The 17,528-nt window shown below is 74.7% G+C and carries 11 protein-coding genes and 2 pseudogenes; 4 read left to right on the forward strand and 9 right to left on the reverse strand.

The window, feature by feature from the left end; all coding sequences use genetic code 11:
- Positions 1-26: 26 nt before the first annotated feature.
- From Q3Y56_RS12900 to Q3Y56_RS12925, 6 genes are all read right to left on the reverse strand, one after another.
- A complete protein-coding gene (locus Q3Y56_RS12900) occupies positions 27-974 on the reverse strand; it encodes a cation diffusion facilitator family transporter (RefSeq protein ID WP_304462075.1) in 948 nt (315 codons plus the stop codon).
- A gap of 134 nt (positions 975-1,108) precedes the next feature.
- Positions 1,109-2,311 carry a mannose-6-phosphate isomerase, class I gene (manA, locus tag Q3Y56_RS12905; protein ID WP_304462076.1) on the reverse strand — a complete coding sequence of 401 codons (1,203 nt, stop codon included), beginning with the start codon at positions 2,309-2,311 and terminating at the stop codon, positions 1,109-1,111.
- Positions 2,312-2,573: 262 nt separating this feature from the next.
- Entirely contained in the window at positions 2,574-4,007 is a 1,434-nt protein-coding gene (locus tag Q3Y56_RS12910; RefSeq protein WP_304462077.1) for an SIS domain-containing protein, read from the reverse strand.
- Between the two features lie 330 nt (positions 4,008-4,337).
- Complete coding sequence (locus Q3Y56_RS12915) at positions 4,338-4,529, reverse strand: Trm112 family protein (protein ID WP_304462078.1); 192 nt, start codon at positions 4,527-4,529, stop codon at positions 4,338-4,340.
- Between the two features lie 390 nt (positions 4,530-4,919).
- Entirely contained in the window at positions 4,920-6,278 is a 1,359-nt protein-coding gene (locus tag Q3Y56_RS12920; protein ID WP_304462079.1) for a phosphomannomutase/phosphoglucomutase, read from the reverse strand.
- A gap of 187 nt (positions 6,279-6,465) precedes the next feature.
- Complete coding sequence (locus Q3Y56_RS12925; RefSeq protein ID WP_304462080.1) at positions 6,466-6,903, reverse strand: DUF3499 domain-containing protein; 438 nt, start codon at positions 6,901-6,903, stop codon at positions 6,466-6,468.
- Positions 6,904-7,187: 284 nt separating this feature from the next.
- On the opposite strand from Q3Y56_RS12925, the gene Q3Y56_RS12930 reads away from it, so the two are divergent.
- Entirely contained in the window at positions 7,188-7,658 is a 471-nt protein-coding gene (locus tag Q3Y56_RS12930) for a metallopeptidase family protein (protein ID WP_304462081.1), read from the forward strand.
- A gap of 114 nt (positions 7,659-7,772) precedes the next feature.
- On the opposite strand, the gene Q3Y56_RS12935 is transcribed toward Q3Y56_RS12930, so the two are convergent.
- The 3 genes and pseudogenes from Q3Y56_RS12935 to Q3Y56_RS12945 form a co-directional block, all read right to left on the reverse strand.
- Positions 7,773-9,971 (reverse strand): DUF5719 family protein, encoded by a 2,199-nt coding sequence (locus Q3Y56_RS12935; RefSeq protein ID WP_369696856.1) that lies wholly within the window; start codon positions 9,969-9,971, stop codon positions 7,773-7,775.
- 55 nt (positions 9,972-10,026) lie between these two features.
- Positions 10,027-13,377: pseudogene (locus Q3Y56_RS12940) on the reverse strand (glycosyltransferase); the annotation flags it as partial.
- 296 nt (positions 13,378-13,673) lie between these two features.
- A pseudogene (locus tag Q3Y56_RS12945) lies at positions 13,674-13,938 on the reverse strand (WhiB family transcriptional regulator).
- Positions 13,939-14,564: 626 nt separating this feature from the next.
- Between Q3Y56_RS12945 and Q3Y56_RS12950 the strand changes: the two are divergent.
- The 3 genes from Q3Y56_RS12950 to Q3Y56_RS12960 are packed head-to-tail and all read left to right on the forward strand — an operon-like array spanning position 14,565 to position 17,507.
- Positions 14,565-15,146 carry a cysteine dioxygenase family protein gene (locus Q3Y56_RS12950; protein WP_304462082.1) on the forward strand — a complete coding sequence of 194 codons (582 nt, stop codon included), beginning with the start codon at positions 14,565-14,567 and terminating at the stop codon, positions 15,144-15,146.
- A 13-nt stretch (positions 15,147-15,159) separates the two neighbouring features.
- Complete coding sequence (gene cofD / locus Q3Y56_RS12955; RefSeq protein ID WP_304462083.1) at positions 15,160-16,125, forward strand: 2-phospho-L-lactate transferase; 966 nt, start codon at positions 15,160-15,162, stop codon at positions 16,123-16,125.
- The gene (locus Q3Y56_RS12960) at positions 16,122-17,507 is read left to right on the forward strand and encodes a coenzyme F420-0:L-glutamate ligase (protein WP_304462084.1); all 1,386 of its coding nucleotides are present in this window, start codon (positions 16,122-16,124) and stop codon (positions 17,505-17,507) included. Before cofD ends, Q3Y56_RS12960 begins: the two co-directional genes overlap by 4 nt.
- Positions 17,508-17,528 lie beyond the last annotated feature (21 nt).

Consider the following 17,528-nt stretch of genomic DNA (forward strand, 5'->3'; position numbering starts at 1 on the left):
TGGTGTCCGCCGCCTGCGGTCAGGCGTCAGGTCGTGGAGGCGGGCGGGGACGCCGGGGCGGCCTCGGCGCTGAAGATGTCCGGCTCCAGGTAGATCACCCGCGCGATCGGCACCGCCTCGCGGATGCGGGCCTCGGCCTCGTCGATCGCCCGGGCCACCATCTCCGCCGTGTGGTCGTGCGCCACCGCGATCTTCGCGGCGACGAGCAGTTCCTCCGGTCCCAGGTGGAGCGTGCGCATGTGGATGAGGCCGGTGACGGTCTCGCCGTCCACCATCGCCTCGCGGATCTTCGCGACCTGGTCGACATCGGCCGCCTCGCCCAGCAGCAGGGACTTCGTCTCCGCCGCGAGCACCAGGGCGATCAGTACGAGCAGCACGCCGATGCACATCGTGCCGATGCCGTCCCACACGCCGTCCCCGGTCAGCAGCGCCAGGCCGACGCCGCCGAGAGCGAGGATCAGGCCGACCAGGGCGCCCAGGTCCTCCAGGAGGACGACCGGCAGCTCGGGCGCCTTCGCGCGGCGTACGAACTGGGTCCAGGTGAGGCCACCGCGGATCTCGTTGGACTCCTTGATGGCTGTGCGGAAGGAGAAGCTCTCGGCGATGATCGCGAAGACGAGGACGCCGACCGGCCAGTACCAGTCGTCGATCTCGTGCGGGTGCTTGATCTTCTCGTAGCCCTCGTACAGCGCGAAGACGCCGCCGATGGTGAACAGGACGATGGAGACGAGGAAGCCGTAGATGTAGCGCTCGCGGCCGTAGCCGAAGGGGTGCTCCTTCGTCGCCTCCTTCTGCGCCTTCTTGCCGCCGAGGAGGAGCAGCGCCTGGTTGCCCGAGTCGGCGACCGAGTGCACGCCCTCGGCGAGCATCGACGACGAGCCGCTGAACGCGAAGGCCACGAACTTGCCCACCGCGATGGCCAGATTGGCGCCTAGTGCGGCAACGATCGCCTTGGTTCCGCCTGATGCACTCATATGTGCCGGATATCCCTTCCGCCTCTTACAGCTCGCGCGGCTCACGCGGCTCGCGGCAGCTGTGCCGCCGGCTTTGCCGCCGCTTTACCGCTTCACGGCGGGACATTGTTGCAGCCTCGGTGCGGGGGTCGGCGTCACAGGGCCACGGTGGCCCGGAAGAGCGTGCCGTCACCGGCCGCCTCGACCTGCTCGCCCGCCGGGACGTACGCCGATTCGCCGCGCGCGAGGGTGAGCTCGCCGGGGACGTGCGTCGTACGCACGCGCACCGTCCCCGACGTGCACAGCAGGATCTGCGGGGCGCCGGACGGCAGCGGGTGTCCGGCCGCGCCCGCGACCAGGACGTAACGGGAGATCCGGAACTCGTCGATCGGCGTGGCGTACAGTTCCTCGCCGTCCGCGTCGGCCTCGGGTCGCAGCACGGCGGGGACGCCGGGTTCGAAGCGGACGACGCGGAGGAGTTCGGGGACGTCGACGTGTTTCGGGGTCAGCCCGCAGCGCAGCACGTTGTCGGAGTTGGCCATGATCTCCACGCCGAGGCCGTCGATGTAGGCGTGCGGCACGCCCGCTCCGAGGTAGAGCGCCTCGCCGGGCTGGAGGCGTACGTGGTTGAGCAGCATGGCGGCGATGACGCCGGGGTCGCCGGGGAAGTGCCGGGCGAGCGAGGCGTAGGCGGCGTAGGCGTCGGCGTACGGACCGCCGAGCGCGCTGAGCCGCTCCGCGGCGTGCGCCGCCTCCTCCACCGTCTCGGCCATCGCGTCGTGGTCGGCGGTGAGGACGGCGGTGAGGAGTTCGCGCAGCGCGTCCGACTCGGGGTGGGCGTGCAGGATGTCGACGTACGGCTTGAGCGAGTCGACGTCGAGGGCGGCCAGCAGCTCGGCGGTCTCGTCCGGGTCGCGGAATCCGCACAGGCCGGTGAAGGGCGTGAGGGCGCAGATCAGTTCCGGCTTGTGGTTGGCGTCCTTGTAGTTGCGGTGCGGCGCGTCGACGGGCACGCCGCGCGCCTCCTCGTCCGCGTAACCCGCGGCGGCCTGGGCGAGATCGGGGTGCACCTGGAGGGAGAGGGGGGAGGCCGCCGCGAGCACCTTGAACAGGAACGGCAGCCGCGGTCCGAAACGCCGCACCGCCTCCGGGCCGAGTTCCCCTTCGGGGTCGGCCGCGATCACGTCGCTGAGCGCGACCGGGCCCGCACCGCGGTCGACGCGGGAGGGCGCGCCCGGGTGTGCGCCCATCCACAGCTCTGCCTGCGGCTCGCCGGTCGGCCGGATGCCGAGGAGTTCGGGGATGGCGGTGGTGGAGCCCCAGGCGTAGGGGCGCACGGTGTTCGCGAGGCGGTCCATGACGTGTGGGTTCCTGACTCTTACGGGCTCTTGCGGCGTGCTCGTGGGGCGTGCGCGGGGGCGCTTGAGTGCTTGTTACGGGGATCAGGTACGTGCTCAGTACGGGGATCAGGTGCGTGCTCGGTACGGGGGCTCGGGTGCGTGCTCGGTACGGGGGCTCGGGTGCGTGCTCGGTACGGGGCTCGGGTCCCCTACCGGCGACGTACCCGGGGTGCGGAGGCGGCCGACGGACGGACCGGCCGCGCCCTCCCTCTCGTGATCCCTATGATCCCTCTGGCGAGGCGAGCGACAGGTAAACGGCGGCGAAATCCGCGATGGCGAGGAGTTCAGCGGCGGCTTCCAGCGGACTGCCTTCGGCGGGTTCCAGCTCGCTGACGGGCGTGTCGTGGGCGAGCGCGAGCTCGCGGGCGGTCGGCGCGGCGGAGAACTCCGTCACCGGCTGGTCGCGGAAGAGGACGACCCGGGCGTGCAGGGCCTCCGGCTCCTCGACGCGGTCCCGGAAGAAGTCCTCGGGGTTGGCTCCGCCCGCGAACGCCCCGGTCAGCAGCATGCCGTGCGCGGCCAGCGCCCCGGGCAGCTCGGCGACCAGTGCCGGGCGCCCGGCCAGGGCGGCGAGCAGCCCCGCGCAGCGGCGCCCGGCGGCGCCCGCGACCAACCCCTCCGTCCAGATCAGGGGCAGCGCGCCGGCGAGCTCGGCGGCGAGCGTCTTGGCCGGGTTGCTGTAGGTGGCGATGGCCGGGCCGCACCGTTCGGCGACCCGGTCCAGGCGGTCGGCGACCTGCTCCAGAGCGGAGGGCGGCGCGGCGACCAGGCCGATGCGGTCGACCAGGACCAGCAGCGGGGTGAGCAGCGCCCACAGGGTGCCGGGGAGGGCGGGCCCGGTCGTCTCACCGGGCGCGGTGCCCAGGGGGTCCTCCGCGTGGCCGGTGCCGTGGTGGAGGGTGTGGGGCGGGTGGGGGCCGCCGGGCGGTGGCTCGGGGCCGGCTCCGGGGGCGGTTTCGGGGGCGGTTTCGGGGGCGGTTTCGGGGGCGGGCTCTGGGCCGGTTTGGGAGCCGGTTTCGGGGCCGGTTCGGGTGCTCGGACCGGTGCCGGTGCCGCCGGGCCAGCCGGGGCCCCGCGGGTCGAGGGCGCCTGCGACGGGTTCGGCGGAGGCGGCCGCCGCCTCGTCGTCGTACGGTGCGGTCGCGTACGTCGTGGTGTACGGCGACACGGCCAGCGGGACCGCCAGGCCGCGCGCCTGCCCCACGGCCTCCGCCAGCGGCGAGCGGGCCGGGGCCACCGCCACGATGTTGCAGCCTCGGCGGTACGCCTGCTCGACGAGCAGCGGAAGCCCGGGTTCCGTACCGTCCGGTGTCGCGATCAGCAGCAGGTCCATCGGCCCGGCCCAGCCCGGCAGCGTCCAGCGCAGCGCGCCGGGCGCGGGGGCCACGCCCGTGGGGGCGATCAGGCTGACGGGGCAGCTGCCGCCGGTGAGCGCCGCGAGCAGATCGGCGGTGCAGCTCCCGGCGGCGCCGGGCCCGGCGACGTGGACGGCACGTGGTCGGCCGTCCGGCTGGAGGCCCGGGATCCCGGCCTCCGCGGCGTGCCGGGCGGCGGCACGGACCCGGGCTCCTGATTCGGCGGCTCCGCGCAGGAGCCCGCGCGTGTCGGCGCGGGCGAGGGCGTCGGGGGCGTCGAGGAGGGATTCGTCAAGCATCGTGCTTCGGCCTCCGATCGCCGTGGCTCGGCTTTCCGATGTCCGATCGCGGGGGCTGGTGCCGCCGGGGGCTGCCGGGGCGGGGCGGGCCCCGGCGGGAGGTTCCGGCGGGTGCGTTCCGGCGGGTGCGTTCTGGCTGGTGCGTCCGGCGGTCTGTACCGGCTGGCGCATATCCGCTGGTCGCATCCGGTCGGTGCGTATCCGGCTGGTGCGCATGCGGCCGACGGTCGGCGTCCGGCAGGTTCGCCGCGGCTGCTTCGCGTCCGGCCGGTCCGCGTCCGGCCGTTTGCGTGCGGGCCGGTTACGGAGGCCGCCGGAACGCGTCGGCGGTCAGGCCGGGCGGCGGGCCTCGTCCACGAGCAGTACGGGGATCCCGTCCCGCACCGGGTAGGCGAGGCCGCAGCCCTGGCCGGTGCACACCAGCTCGGAGGTCTCCTCCGCCTCCGGCGCCGGCTCCTCACGCAGCGGGGCGTGGCACGCCGGGCAGGCGAGGATCTGCAGAAGACCGGCTTCGAGCGGCATCGGCGCTGTTCCCTTCGGGAGTGGTTTCGGCGTCGTCAGCGTACCGCTGAGGCGGGTGGGGCGCGGCCCGACCGGGGCATACGGGCCGGTGGCGCGGGGACGGGCGCGTGGGGGTGTTCCCCCAGCCCCGCCCCTTCCCGTAGCCGGGGCTGCGCCCCCGGCCCCCGGCCCCCCGGTGGACCCGAGGTGCCCGAGGGGCGGGGCAAAGCTCGAGGCCGGGCGCCGGGCCCGGAGGCGCGTTCCCCGTGAAGGTTTCCCGGCGGCCCCGAGGTCCGGGGGCGGAGCCCCGGGCCCAGAGGGCTGCCGGCGCGGGGACCGGCCAGCGCCGAGGGGCCGTCAGGGCCAAGGGCGGCCGAGCCCCCGGTCGAAGGCGGTCCCCCGGCGCGCGTGTCAGGCGCGGACGATGGCCAGGACCTCGTCTCGGATCTTGGTTACCGTCTGCGCGTCGCGGGCCTCCACGTTCAGGCGCAGCAGCGGTTCCGTGTTGGAGGCGCGGAGATTGAACCACCAGTCGGGGGTGGTCACCGTCAGGCCGTCCAGGTCGTCCAGGTCGGCGTCGGGGCGGTCGGCGTACGCGGACCTCACCGCCGCCGCCCGGCCGGCCTGGTCCTCGACCGTGCTGTTGATCTCGCCGGAGGCGGCGTAGCGGTCGTACTGCGCCACCAGGCGGGAAAGGGGTCCCTCCTGGCCGCCCAGCGCCGCCAGGACGTGGAGGGCCGCGAGCATGCCGGTGTCGGCGTTCCAGAAGTCGCGGAAGTAGTAGTGGGCGGAGTGCTCGCCGCCGAAGATCGCGCCCGTACGGGCCATCTCCGCCTTGATGAACGAGTGGCCCACGCGCGTGCGGACCGGCTTGCCGCCCTGCTCCTTGACCACCTCGGGGACCGACCACGAGGTGATGCAGTTGTGGATGACCGTGCCGCCGGGGTGCTTGGCCAGTTCGCGGGCGGCGACCAGCGCGGTGATCGCGGACGGGGACACGGGCTCGCCGCGCTCGTCGACGACGAAGCAGCGGTCGGCGTCGCCGTCGAACGCCAGGCCCAGGTCCGCGCCGGTCTCACGGACACGGGCCTGGAGGTCGACGAGGTTCGCCGGGTCGAGCGGGTTCGCCTCGTGGTTGGGGAAGGTGCCGTCGAGCTCGAAGTACATCGGCACCAGCTCGAGCGGCAGGCCCTCGAAGACGGTGGGGACGGTGTGGCCGCCCATGCCGTTGCCCGCGTCCACGACGACCTTCAGCGGCCGGATGGCGGTGAGGTCGACCAGCTTCCGCAGGTGGGCCGCGTAGTCGGCCAGGACGTCGCGCCGGGTGATCTCGCCGGGGGTGGCGGCGGGCGCCGGTGTGCCGGTGGTGGACCACTCCTCCACCAGGGCGCGGATCTCGGCGAGCCCGGTGTCCTGGCCCACGGGGGCGGCGCCGGCCCGGCACATCTTGATGCCGTTGTACTGGGCCGGGTTGTGGCTGGCGGTGAACATCGCGCCGGGCAGGTCCAGCTGGCCGCTGGCGAAGTAGAGCTGGTCGGTGGAGCACAGGCCGATCTCGGTCACATCGACGCCGAGGGTGGCGGCGCCGCGTGCGAAGGCCCGCGAGAGACCGGGGGACGAGGGGCGCATGTCATGGCCCACGACGATCGCCGCCGCGCCCGTGACCCGCGCGAACGCGGCACCGAAGAGTTCGGCGAGTGGCTCGTCCCACTGGTCCGGGACCACTCCCCGCACGTCGTACGCCTTCACGATCTGCGACAAGTCGGGCACAGCCCACCCCTTCTGGAGGTTCTCGAGGTCACCTGGAGAGGTCTCCACGGTCACCCAAACCTACCCGCAGGGGCTGTGCCGGAACTGTGCGGCCGACGTGCGCCACGCCAGTGGCCGACGCGTGCCGCGCCGCTGCCCAGGAGTCGGGGCCGCTCAGGAGGGGCCGCTCAGGAGTCGGGGCCGCCGCTCAGGAGTCGGGTGAGCGCAGCACCCGCAGATGGCCGCGGCGTAGGCCCTCCACCGGGTCGCCCTCCCGGCCGCCCGGGCCGGGGCCCCCGGGGCCGCCTCCGGCCGCGCGCTCCTGCGGGCGGGCGGCTTCCCGTACGGCGTTGGCAAGGGCTTCCAGGTCGTCGCCGCTGGGCCGGGCCGGGCCGCTGTCCACGGCAAGGCGTACGACCTCCCAGCCGCGCGGCGCGGTCAGCCGCTCCGAGTGCTCGGAGCACAGGTCGTAGCAGTGGGGCTCGGCGTAGGTGGCGAGCGGTCCGAGGACGGCGGTCGAATCCGCGTAGACGTACGTCAGCGTCGCGACGGCGGGGCGGCCGCACGCGGTGCGCGAACAGCGACGTACAGGGCTCACGACGTTGGACGGTACCGCACTCTTGAGCGGGCCGCGACGACTCCCCACCAGCTCACTCCGCCGTGTCGTCCCGGTTCGCCCGTCCCATCCCGTACGTGAACATCGCGTCTGACCTGCGCCGAGCCTCCGCGCGACCGACGAGGGCGCGGACCGGGGCGCGGGCGGGGCGCCCGGGCGGAGGCCCGGAGCGCCATCGGCGCCGACCCCGGAGACGGCTGTTTTTGCACCTCACGATGGCTGGAATGCTCATGACGGGACCTGGCGCCCGGTGTGCCACGGGGTGGCCGAATAAGCGCATCCTGGCGGGGCCCCGAGGGCTACTCTCGTGAGTGATGACCAGGCCCGTACCACCCCATTCGTCCGAACCGCGCCCGCGCCGCCGCGACCGGCACGGGCGCGGCATGCGCGGCCCCGTCGCGCCACCGCAGGTGCCCCTGTCGGTGAGCCGTGCGGAGTCCTTCGTCGACCTGGTGCACGACTCGGTGGAGCGGCTGGAGCGACGGTGGCCGCAGCTCGCCGCGGTGGAGTTCCGGGTCGTCGACGTGCCGACGACGGGCGGTGACGGGCTGGGCCCGGACGGCGGCGGGCTGCTGTGGGACGGGGGCTCGGTGCCGCTGGGCCGGTTCGTCGCGGCCCGGGGTGACACCCCGGACCAGATCGTGGTCTACCGGCGGCCGGTCGAGATCCGCGCCAAGAACCGGGACGAGCGCGCGCTGCTCATCCACGAGGTGGTCGTGGAGCAGGTCGCCGAACTGCTGGGGCTCGCCCCGGAGTCGGTGGATCCGCGGTACGGGCAGGAGTAGGCCGTCGTGCGGCGGGATGGGCGGGCCGTGCGCTGACCGCCTGATCCGCCGCGGCCCCACGACCGCGCTCACGGCCCGCTTGCCGACCGCGCCGACGGCTCGCCTGCCCGCGGCTCACCTGTTGAGCAGCGACAGGTCCTGTTCCGCCTCCGGGACCTCCACCGTCCCGCCGTCGTCCGGGATCGTCTGGACCGTGAACATCGGGACGCCGTCCCGGGGCAGTGCCAGCGTCCGCGCCGCGTGCACCGGCCCGCCCGAGATCCGTTCGACGGTCACCGCGTACGCGCCCTTGCCCCCCTTGGGGACCGGCGGGCTGATCTCCTTCGTCGTTCCGCCGTTGACGGTGTACTCCTCGCTCACGGCGCTGCCGCCGCCGGTCCCGGCCGAGGACGTGACCCGTACCTTCGCGGTCTCGCCGGGTGCCACCAGGGAGAGCGTGGTGCCCTTCGCGCGGTTGTCCGCGACGGTGCCGCGCTCCTCGATCGGGCCGGTGGCCGGGATGTACGCCGTCTCCTGCTTGCTCCCCTTGCCGCGGGTGACGCGCAGCGCGGCCACCACCGCGGCCTTCGGGCCGCCGCCCTCGGCGCTGAGGACCAGCGAGCCGGCCTCCCCCTTGGTGACGTCGCCCAGGTCCATCGCGGCCGTCATCTTGCTCTTGACGTGCAGTGTCGCGTTTCCGGCGGGGGTGATCGTGCCGGAGGCCCCGGCCAGCCGCACCGTGAGGTCGGCGTCGTCGTCCCCGGTGGCGAAGGCGACCAGGCGCACCGCCGTGGCGTCCTTCGGAATGCCGGGGAGGACGACGGTCGGCGCCGGGTCGGCGGAGGCGGGCAGCCAGTCGCCGCCGAGGTTGGTGTCGGCCGCCTGCACCATGGCGCCGACCCGGCCGGATCGGGCCGCGACATGCAGCGTCAGGTTGATCTCCGGGCGGCTGGAGAGGGTGGAGAGCAGCACCGGGACGGTGGTGTGCGGCGGCACCGCGATCGCCTCGCCGGCCTGCGCCTCGTCCACCCGGCCCTCGGGGCCGTACAGCTCCAGGTCCACCTCGGCGGCGGTGTCGTCCGGGTTGGTCAGGTGGACGTAGTCCTGCCGGTCGGCGGCGGTGCTGGCGGCCGGGAACCAGAACTCCGTGTCGGGGGCCGTGCAGGACGCGCCCTGCAGGCCGCGTCCGATGCCGGCGTCCACGACGGTGGTCTGCTGCACGGTCCAGCCGGGGGCCAGGCGGCCGTCGGCGGTGCCGGTGAGGGCGGGGGCGTCGCCGCCGTCCGCCGTGGCGGCGACCGGGACTCCGGGCTCCTTCAGCGGGACGACCGGGTCGCCGCCCGGGCCGCCCCGCCGCTCGCCGTCCTTGCCGTCCTTGCCGTCCTTCTCGTCCTTTCCGGCGGCCAGGTCGTCCTGGGCCCCGTTTGCGGCGGGCAGGAGCTGGGCGGTGCTCTTGTCGGCCGACTGCGCCGTGCCCTTCGCCTCGTTCGCGTCCTTCCGCGCCGGAGTGAACGCGGTGTACGTCGTCTCGCCGACGTCCGAGGACGTGGGCGCCGGGCACACCAGGCTGGAGCGCTCCACGGGCAGCCGCGCGGCCGTGGCCGCGGAGGTGTCCGTCTGCTCCAACGGCTCGGTGAGGGTCGCGACGCCGGTGACCGCGGCGAGCGCCGCGGCGGCGGCGATCAGGGACAGGGTGGTGCGGTTCATCGCTGCTGCTCGCTCCCGTCGCGGTGGTTCCCTGACTCGCCCCCGCCGTCGAAGGGCGGGTCGCTGTCCGGGGGTAACCGCCGTAGCCGGCGGCCGGGTCGGGGTACGGGGCGGCCTGGTACGGCGCTTGCGCCGGGTAGCCGCCGTCACCGTAGCCGCCCTCGCCGTATCCGCCGTCCTCGTATCGGCCTTCCGCGTATCCGCCGGCGGCGTACTGCCCGTACTGGCCCTCGCCGTACGGGGCTTGGGCGTACCCGCCGTCGGCGTACGTGCCGTCGGCGTACGGGGCCGCTCCGCTCTGGTCGCCCTGGTACGCGTCGTAGTCGGCGGGCGGGTACGGCTGCGCCTGCCACTCCCCGTACGGCGCCGACTGCGCCGGCTGCTGCGGGAAGCCGTCGTACGCCTCGTACGGCGCGGCCCCGGTCTGGTCCACCGGCACCGGCGGGTCCATGGGCATCGGCGGGTCCATGGGCGGCTTGGGCGGGAGCGGGGGCAGGGGCGGGCTCGCCGCCCGGCCACCGTCGCCCTCGGGCACCGCACCACCGGACGGGGCGCCTGACGCATCGCCCACCGGGATACCCGGCCCGGCACTCGGAGCGGCACTCGGAGCGGCGCCCGACGTGCCATGGGCCGTGCCGCCGCCCGGCGTCGCCTCCCCCGCCTGGGCCGCCTCCGCGGTCTGCGCCGCCTCGGCCGCGGCGCGCAGCCGCCTGGCCCGGCGCCCCTCGCCGTCCGCCGCCTGCGCGGGGATCGCCGCGGCGGCCACGGGCGCCTCCGCCCCCGGCAGGTCGTCGTCGATGTCCCGGCGGCGGCCCGGCAGCGCCAGCACCAGCAGGACGACCGCGAGCAGGCCCTGGGTCCAGACCCACGCGGTGTGGGTGAGCGGGGTCTCGTAGGTGAGGTCGAGCCGTCCGCCGGACGCCGGGAGTTCGAAGCCCTGGGCCCAGCCGTCGACCTTGGTCGCCTTCAGTGCCTTGCCGTCGAGCGTGGCCTGCCAGCCGGGCGCGGCGCGGTCGGCGATCCGCAGCACCCGGCCGTCGGGTCCCGACGGGATGTCGGTGTGCGCCTCGACGGGGCCGGAGCCCACCGGCACCGGGGCGGCCGCGGCGCCGGCACCCGTGCCCGTACCGCGCTCGCCCGGGACGATGGACACGCGCGAGACCTGCTGGTCGACGCGCCACAGCGTGCCGTCCTGCTGACTGAGCCGGGTCAGGCCAGGCGTCTGGTCCAGCACCCGGGCGACCTCGCGCGGGGCGCCGTCCCGGGCCTGGATGTAGCGGACGGCGTAGCCGCCGAGCTGGCTGGTCTGGTCGGCGCCGGAGCCCGCGATGAGGTTGGCCACGATGCCGTCGAGCCGGGGGTCGCTGCCCGCCTCGGCGGCGAGTTCGGCGTCGCCCAGGCGGGCGCCGGAGCCGCGTACGAGGACGTAGTCGGTGTGCGCCCGGTCGCCGTCCAGCACCAGGGTGCGGGCCTGGTCGCGGGTGGTGGCCTCCTCGGCGACGAACGCCGGGACCTGCACCGGGTCGCGGCGCTCCATCGGGCCGTCCGCCCCGTTCGCCATCCATCCGAGGGCGGCGAGCAGCGGGGCGACGGCCGCGGCGGCCGCGATCAGCAGCGCGGTGGGCTGCCGCCAGCCGAAGCTCCGTGCGGCGACCCGCTCGCGGGCGCCCTCGGCGCCGACCACGGCGGCGCTCAGCAGGGCCAGTCCGTAGACGAGGGTCGCGGGCCCGGCCCAGCCGACGCGGTTGGTGAGGGCCGCGAACAGCAGTCCGGCCAGCGCCACCACCCAGGCCGCGCGGACCGCCGTCTGCCGCTCGCCGCGCAGCAGGGCGCCCAGGGCGGCCAGCACGAAACCGAGGAGCAGCAGCGAGCCGCCACCGCCCGGGCCGCCGGGGCTCAGCGCCAGCAGGTCCAGGGCGGACGCCGCCCCGACCGTGCCGCCGAGCCCGGCCTCGTCGAAGAAGCGGCCGGGGTGGGCGAGCAGGGACAGCGACCACGGGGCGAGGATCAGCAGCGGGGTGCCGACGACGGCCAGGAAGCGCAGCCCGTAGGCGGTCAGGTGCGCGGTGCGGGTGCGGAAGAAGGACAGGCCGAGTCCGCCGAGGCCGAGCGCCACCGCGAGCGGCCAGACCACGGGGGTGAAGGACGTGGTGAAGGTCAGCAGCAGCGCGTACGCCCAGGCCGCGCGCCAGCTCGGGGTGCCCTTGGCGAGCGTCAGCCCGCTGGCCGCGACGGCGGCGCGCGCCATCAGCGGCAGCAGGACGGCCAGGACGGCGGTGCCCAGCCGGCCGTCGGCGAGCGCCCCGGTGGCGGCGGGCAGGAACGCGTACGCGACCGCGCCCCAGGCGCGCAGCAGCCGGGACTCCACCAGCGGGCGGGAGGCGAAGTACGCGGCGATGCCCGCCAGCGGCACGGAGCAGACGAGCAGCAGGGTGAGGGTGAAGCCCATGCTGCCCAGGAAGACCGTGGCCAGCCCGGCCAGCACGGCCAGGTACGGCGGCGCGGTCTGGGTGCCGCCGGTGCCCACCGGGTGCCACCCGTCGGTGTAGCGGGCCCACAGGTCGGTCACGTCGGCGGGTGCGGGCAGCAGGGCGCCGCCGGCCAGCGCGCCGCCGCCGATCAGGGCGCGGCAGGCGACGAACGAGACCAGCAGCAGGACGGCGAAGAGCACCGGTCCCGGCTTGCGGGCGATGGCCTTGAGCCGGGCGAACTGCTCGACCTCGAGGAAGTCGGCGTCGTCGCCGCCGGGGCCGGACTCGACGGCGCCATGCCGTCCGGCGGCGGAGAGTTCGGGTTCGGAGCGGCCGCCGACGCTGCCGGCGACCTGCTCGACGGTGGCGCGTACGGTGGCGCCCGGCGGCGGGAAGAGCGGCCGCAGCTCGGCCGCCTCCACCTGCGGTTTTCCGCGCCGTCTGCGGGCGGCGAGGATCTTCTCGGGGCGCAGCAGGGTGCCGAAGAGCCCGGCGATCTCGTCCAGCGCCTGCCCCGGCACCTTGCCGACGAGGTAGGCGAGGGTGCGCAGCAGGGTGCTCAGGATGATCCGCAGCAGGACGTACGGGAGCAGCGGGCCGCGGGTGTTGGCGAGCAGGGTGTAGACGGCGCCGGCCTTGTCGACGCGGTGGGGGTTCGCTACCGAGCGGCCCACGCAGTCGATGGGGCGGCGCTCGCGGGCGGACGCCTCGGCGTGCCGCAGGACGGCGTCGGGCGCGACGAGGACCTGGTGGCCCGCGGCCTGGGCGCGCCAGCACAGGTCGACGTCGTCGCGCATCAGGGGCAGGCGCTGGTCGAAGCCGCCGAGCTGGTCCCATACGTCGCGCCGGATGAGCATCCCGGCGCTGGAGACGGAGAGCACCTGGCGGACCTGGTCGTGCTGTCCCTGGTCCTGTTCGCGGCGCTCCAGGCCGGTCCAGCGGCGGCCGCTGCGGGCGATGCTGACGCCCGTTTCGAGGAGCTGCCGGCGGTCGTACCAGCCGCGCAGTTTGGGGCCGATGATCGCGGCGCGGGGGCTGGCGTCGGCGACCCGCAGGAGTTCGGCGAGCGCGTCGGGGGCCGGCGCGCAGTCGTCGTGCAGCAGCCACAGCCACTGGACGGGTTCGCCGTGCGGGAGCTCCGGCATGTCGTAGGTGTCGTCGCGCCAGGTGCGGGTGGCGGGGTCCCAGCTGCTGGGGCGCTTGAGGTACGGCAGCTGGTCGGGGCCGAGGACGGGGGCGGTGCGGACGGCCTCCTCCACGGCGGTGCCGAAGCCGCTGCGGCGGGCGAGGTGAGCCACGCGGTCGGGGCCGAGGGCGTCGGCGAGCAGCCGCGCGGAGTCGTCGGCGCTGCCGGTGTCGGCGGCGACGGCGCTCTGTACGGGGCGGTCCTGGCCGACCAGGCCGGCCAGCGCGTCGGGCAGCCAGCGGGCTCCGTCGTGGGCGACGAGCACGGCGGTCACGACGTGGCGCGGGAACTCGGGCGCCTGGTCGGGGGCGGACGCGGCGCCGGGAGCGGGTGCGGGTGCGGCGGCCGGGTAGGGGGCTGCAGGTTGGCTGTGCACGGACATCGAGCTACGGGCCCTCCGCCGGGTACGGGGGGCGGTCCCCCTCAAGACTGCGGTGCTGGACTGCGGTGGACGCGCGTGGTGCGGGACGCCCGCGCGCTGCTGGGGTCCCCCACACTAACGGCTGCGTACCCAGCGGTCCGCCTCAACGGCTCGTACACAGCGGTCCGCCTCCCTGCGCGCCGGGCGCGGGAGGCGGATCGTGCGGTATAGGGCGAGCTGTGACGAGCTGTGTGGATCTGTCGGACGGTGGTGCCGGCCGGGGGCCGGTTCGTCGCGGACCGCGGCCCACCTCAGACGGCGGCCTTCTTCAGGCGGCGGCGCTCACGCTCCGACAGGCCGCCCCAGATACCGAAGCGTTCGTCGTTGGCGAGGGCGTACTCAAGGCATTCGGAACGGACTTCGCAGGCGAGACAGACTTTTTTTCGCCTCACGCGTAGAACCGCCCTTTTCCGGGAAGAACGACTCGGGATCGGTCTGGGCGCACAGTGCGCGCTCCTGCCAACCGAGCTCTTCATCCGCCTCTTCGACCAGCAGTTGCTGGAACAACTCGGTCATGTGCGCCCCTCGTCTGTTTTTACGTCCCCGCGCCGCCGCCGAAGGAGGCACCTCCCGGCGGTGGCCGGGGAAGAGTCCCAGGTGAACGACACGAGTGAAATTACAAGTGCGCCGATCCGGGCCAGTCAAGCCGAGATCTGCTATTGAGCCCCTTATTCACTCTGCGGAACCAAGGGTATGCGGAAAGTGTTCAAATACGCATAAAGCCGACACTCTCCAGCGGCCGCCCCGCACGGCGCCTCCTCCGGGGAAGGACGCCATGGACCGCGATCCCGTTGCAGTCGGCGGACGGTTGTTGCGCCACCTCTCCGGCCACGCCGCTGCACAAACCTTTCTCCGTCCCCTGTAACCGGATGAGGTGAAACATTGGCGGCAAAACGGTCGCCAGGTTGACAGCGGCTCCCTATACCCGTTCTCCTAGGCGTCATGCCAGTGACCCACGCGCCTCAGCCGACCCGTACCCACGGGTTCCGCTGCGCTGTGCAGGCTCGCTGTCGCTGTTCCAGCTGTTGATGCCCCAGAGCTCCAGCTTTTCTCCGTGCTCCATCCCCGCGTGACCCCTCTCCGCGTGCTCCGTGGCCGCGCCGCCCAGCACTCCCCGCTTGTCTGCCGAGGAACCCCCGCACATGAACAGCGACGTCCAGATCGCCGGTGACCCGCTCGCCATCCCGCATCTGCTGCCGCCCGTACCCGCCCACCCGACCACCGTCTCCGCCTTCGCGGGGCTCGCCCGGTCCATCGCCGCCGACCGCGCCGGCTGGGAGCACCTCGTCCAGTACGACGCCACCAGCCGCTGGTACCACCGGCTGCGCACGGTTCCCCAAGCTCTCGGCTCCGCTCGAGCAGGGGAGACCCCAATCGGCTACGAGGTCTGGCTGCTGAGCTGGGTGCCGGGCCAGAGCACGGGGGCGCACGACCACGGCGCGTCCTCCGGCGTGCTGACCGTGCTCCAGGGCGAGCTCACCGAGCGCGCCGGGACCGCTCCCGCCGGGACCGCTCCCGCCGACCCCGCGCTGCCGGCGCAGCGCACCCTGGCCGCCGGCGCCCAGCGGGTCTTCGCGCCCGGGTACGTCCACGACATCGCCAACGACTCCCTCGAACCGGCGGTCAGTCTCCACATCTACTTCCCCGGCCTGACCGACATGCCGATGCATCACACCCAGGTGGCCGAGTCCGCCCCGACGACCCTGGGCACCGTCCGCGGCTGACAGACTGTCCGCCATGCGCATTGTGGTTCTGGCAGGCGGTATCGGCGGCGCCCGATTCCTGCGCGGTCTGAAGGCGGCGGCTCCGGACGCCGACATCACCGTGATCGGGAACACCGGCGATGACATCCACCTCTTCGGGCTCAAGGTCTGCCCCGATCTCGACACCGTGATGTACACGCTCGGCGGCGGCATCCACGAGGAGCAGGGGTGGGGCCGCGCCGACGAGTCCTTCGCGGTCAAGGAGGAACTGGCGGCCTACGGGGTCGGCCCCGACTGGTTCGGGCTCGGCGACCGGGACTTCGCCACCCACATCGTCCGTACGCAGATGCTCGCCGCGGGCTACCCGCTCAGCGCCGTCACCGAGGCGCTGTGCGCGCGGTGGCAGCCGGGCGTGCGGCTGCTGCCCATGTCCGACGACCGCGTCGAGACGCACGTACTCATCGACGCCCCGGACAGCGAGGGCGGCCGCAAGGCCGTGCACTTCCAGGAGTACTGGGTGCGGCTGCGCGCGTCGGTCCCCGCCCACGCCGTGATCCCCGTCGGCGCCGAGCAGGCCAAGCCCGCGCCGGGTGTGCTGGAGGCCATCGCCGCGGCCGACGTCGTCCTCTTCCCGCCGTCCAACCCCGTCGTCAGCGTGGGCACGATCCTGGCCGTGCCGGGTGTCCGGGAGGCCATCGCCGACGCGGGCGTCCCTGTCGTCGGGCTCTCCCCCATCGTCGGCGACGCGCCCGTGCGCGGCATGGCCGACAAGGTCCTGGCCGCGGTCGGCGTCGAGTCCACGGCGGCCGCCGTGGCCCGGCACTACGGCTCGGGGCTGCTCGACGGCTGGCTGGTCGACACGGTCGACGCCGGGACGGTGGCGGACATCGAGGCCGCGGGCATCCGCTGCCGGGCCGTACCGCTGATGATGACCGACGTCGAGGCCACCGCGCGGATGGCCGCCGAGGCGCTGGCGCTGGCCGAGGAGGTCCGGGCGTGACGCAGAACCCGACCCGGGATCCGGCTCCGACGCCGGCTCCCGCCCCGCGCCCCCCCGCGGTCCCCTCGTACCGGGTCTGGGCGCTGCCGGGGATGCCTGAGGTACGGGACGGGGACGACCTGGCCAAGCTCATCGCGGGCGCCGCCACCGCCGAGGGCCTCCCGGGACTCGCCGACGGCGACGTGGTGATCGTCACCTCCAAGATCGTCAGCAAGGCCGAGGGCCGGATCGTCGAGGCGGAGGACCGCGAGGCCGCCATCGACGCCGAGACGGTGCGGGTGGTGGCCCGGCGCGGGACGCTGCGGATCGTCGAGTCCCGGCACGGCTTCGTCATGGCCGCCGCAGGCGTCGACGCCTCCAACACCGCCGCCGGGACCGTACTGCTGCTCCCCGAGGACCCGGACGCCTCCGCGCGGCGGATCCGCGAAGGGCTGCGCGAGGCCCTCGGCGTGGACGTCGGGGTCGTGGTCACCGACACCTTCGGGCGGCCGTGGCGCAAGGGCCTGACCGATGTCGCGATCGGCGCGGCGGGGGTGCGGGTCCTGGACGACCTGCGCGGCGGCACCGACGCCTACGGGAATCCGCTGCACGCCACCGTCGTCGCCACCGCCGACGAACTGGCCGCCGCCGGCGACCTGGTGAAGGGCAAGACCGCCGGGCTGCCGGTCGCGGTCGTGCGCGGGCTGCCGCAGGTCATGGAGGACGGGGCGGGCACCTGGGACGGCCAGGGCGCGCGGGCGCTGGCGCGCGGCGCGGCCGAGGACATCTTCCGGCTGGGCACCTCCGAGGCGGTACGGGAAGCGGTCACCCAGCGGCGCACGGTCCGGGAGTTCACGGACGAGCCGGTGGACGGGGCCGCCGTGCGGCGGGCCGTCGCGGCGGCGGTGACCGCGCCCGCACCCCACCACACGACGCCGTGGCGGTTCGTCCTGCTGGAGTCGGCGCAGGCGCGGACCCGGCTGCTCGACGCGATGCGGGACGCGTGGATCGCGGATCTGCGGGGCGACGGGTTCGGCGAGGAGAGCATCGCCAAGCGGGTGCGGCGCGGGGACGTGCTGCGGAACGCGCCGTATCTCGTGGTGCCGTGCCTGGTGATGGACGGCTCGCACACGTACCCGGACGCGCGGCGCAGCGCGGCGGAGCGCGAGATGTTCGTCGTGGCGGCGGGCGCCGGGGTGCAGAACCTGCTGGTCGCGCTGGCCGGTGAGGACCTGGGGTCGGCGTGGGTGTCCTCGACGATGTTCTGCCGCGACGTGGTCCGCGAGGTGCTGGAGCTGCCCGGGGACTGGGACCCGATGGGCGCGGTGGCGGTCGGCCACGCGGCGGCCCCGCCACGGCCGCGTCCGGCGCGGGCGGCTGACGCGTTCGTCGAGGTGCGGTAGCCGGATTCGTGCGGGGCTCGG

The sequence above is a fragment of the Streptomyces sp. XD-27 genome (genome assembly GCF_030553055.1).
In the GTDB taxonomy this organism is placed as follows: Bacteria; Actinomycetota; Actinomycetes; order Streptomycetales; family Streptomycetaceae; genus Streptomyces.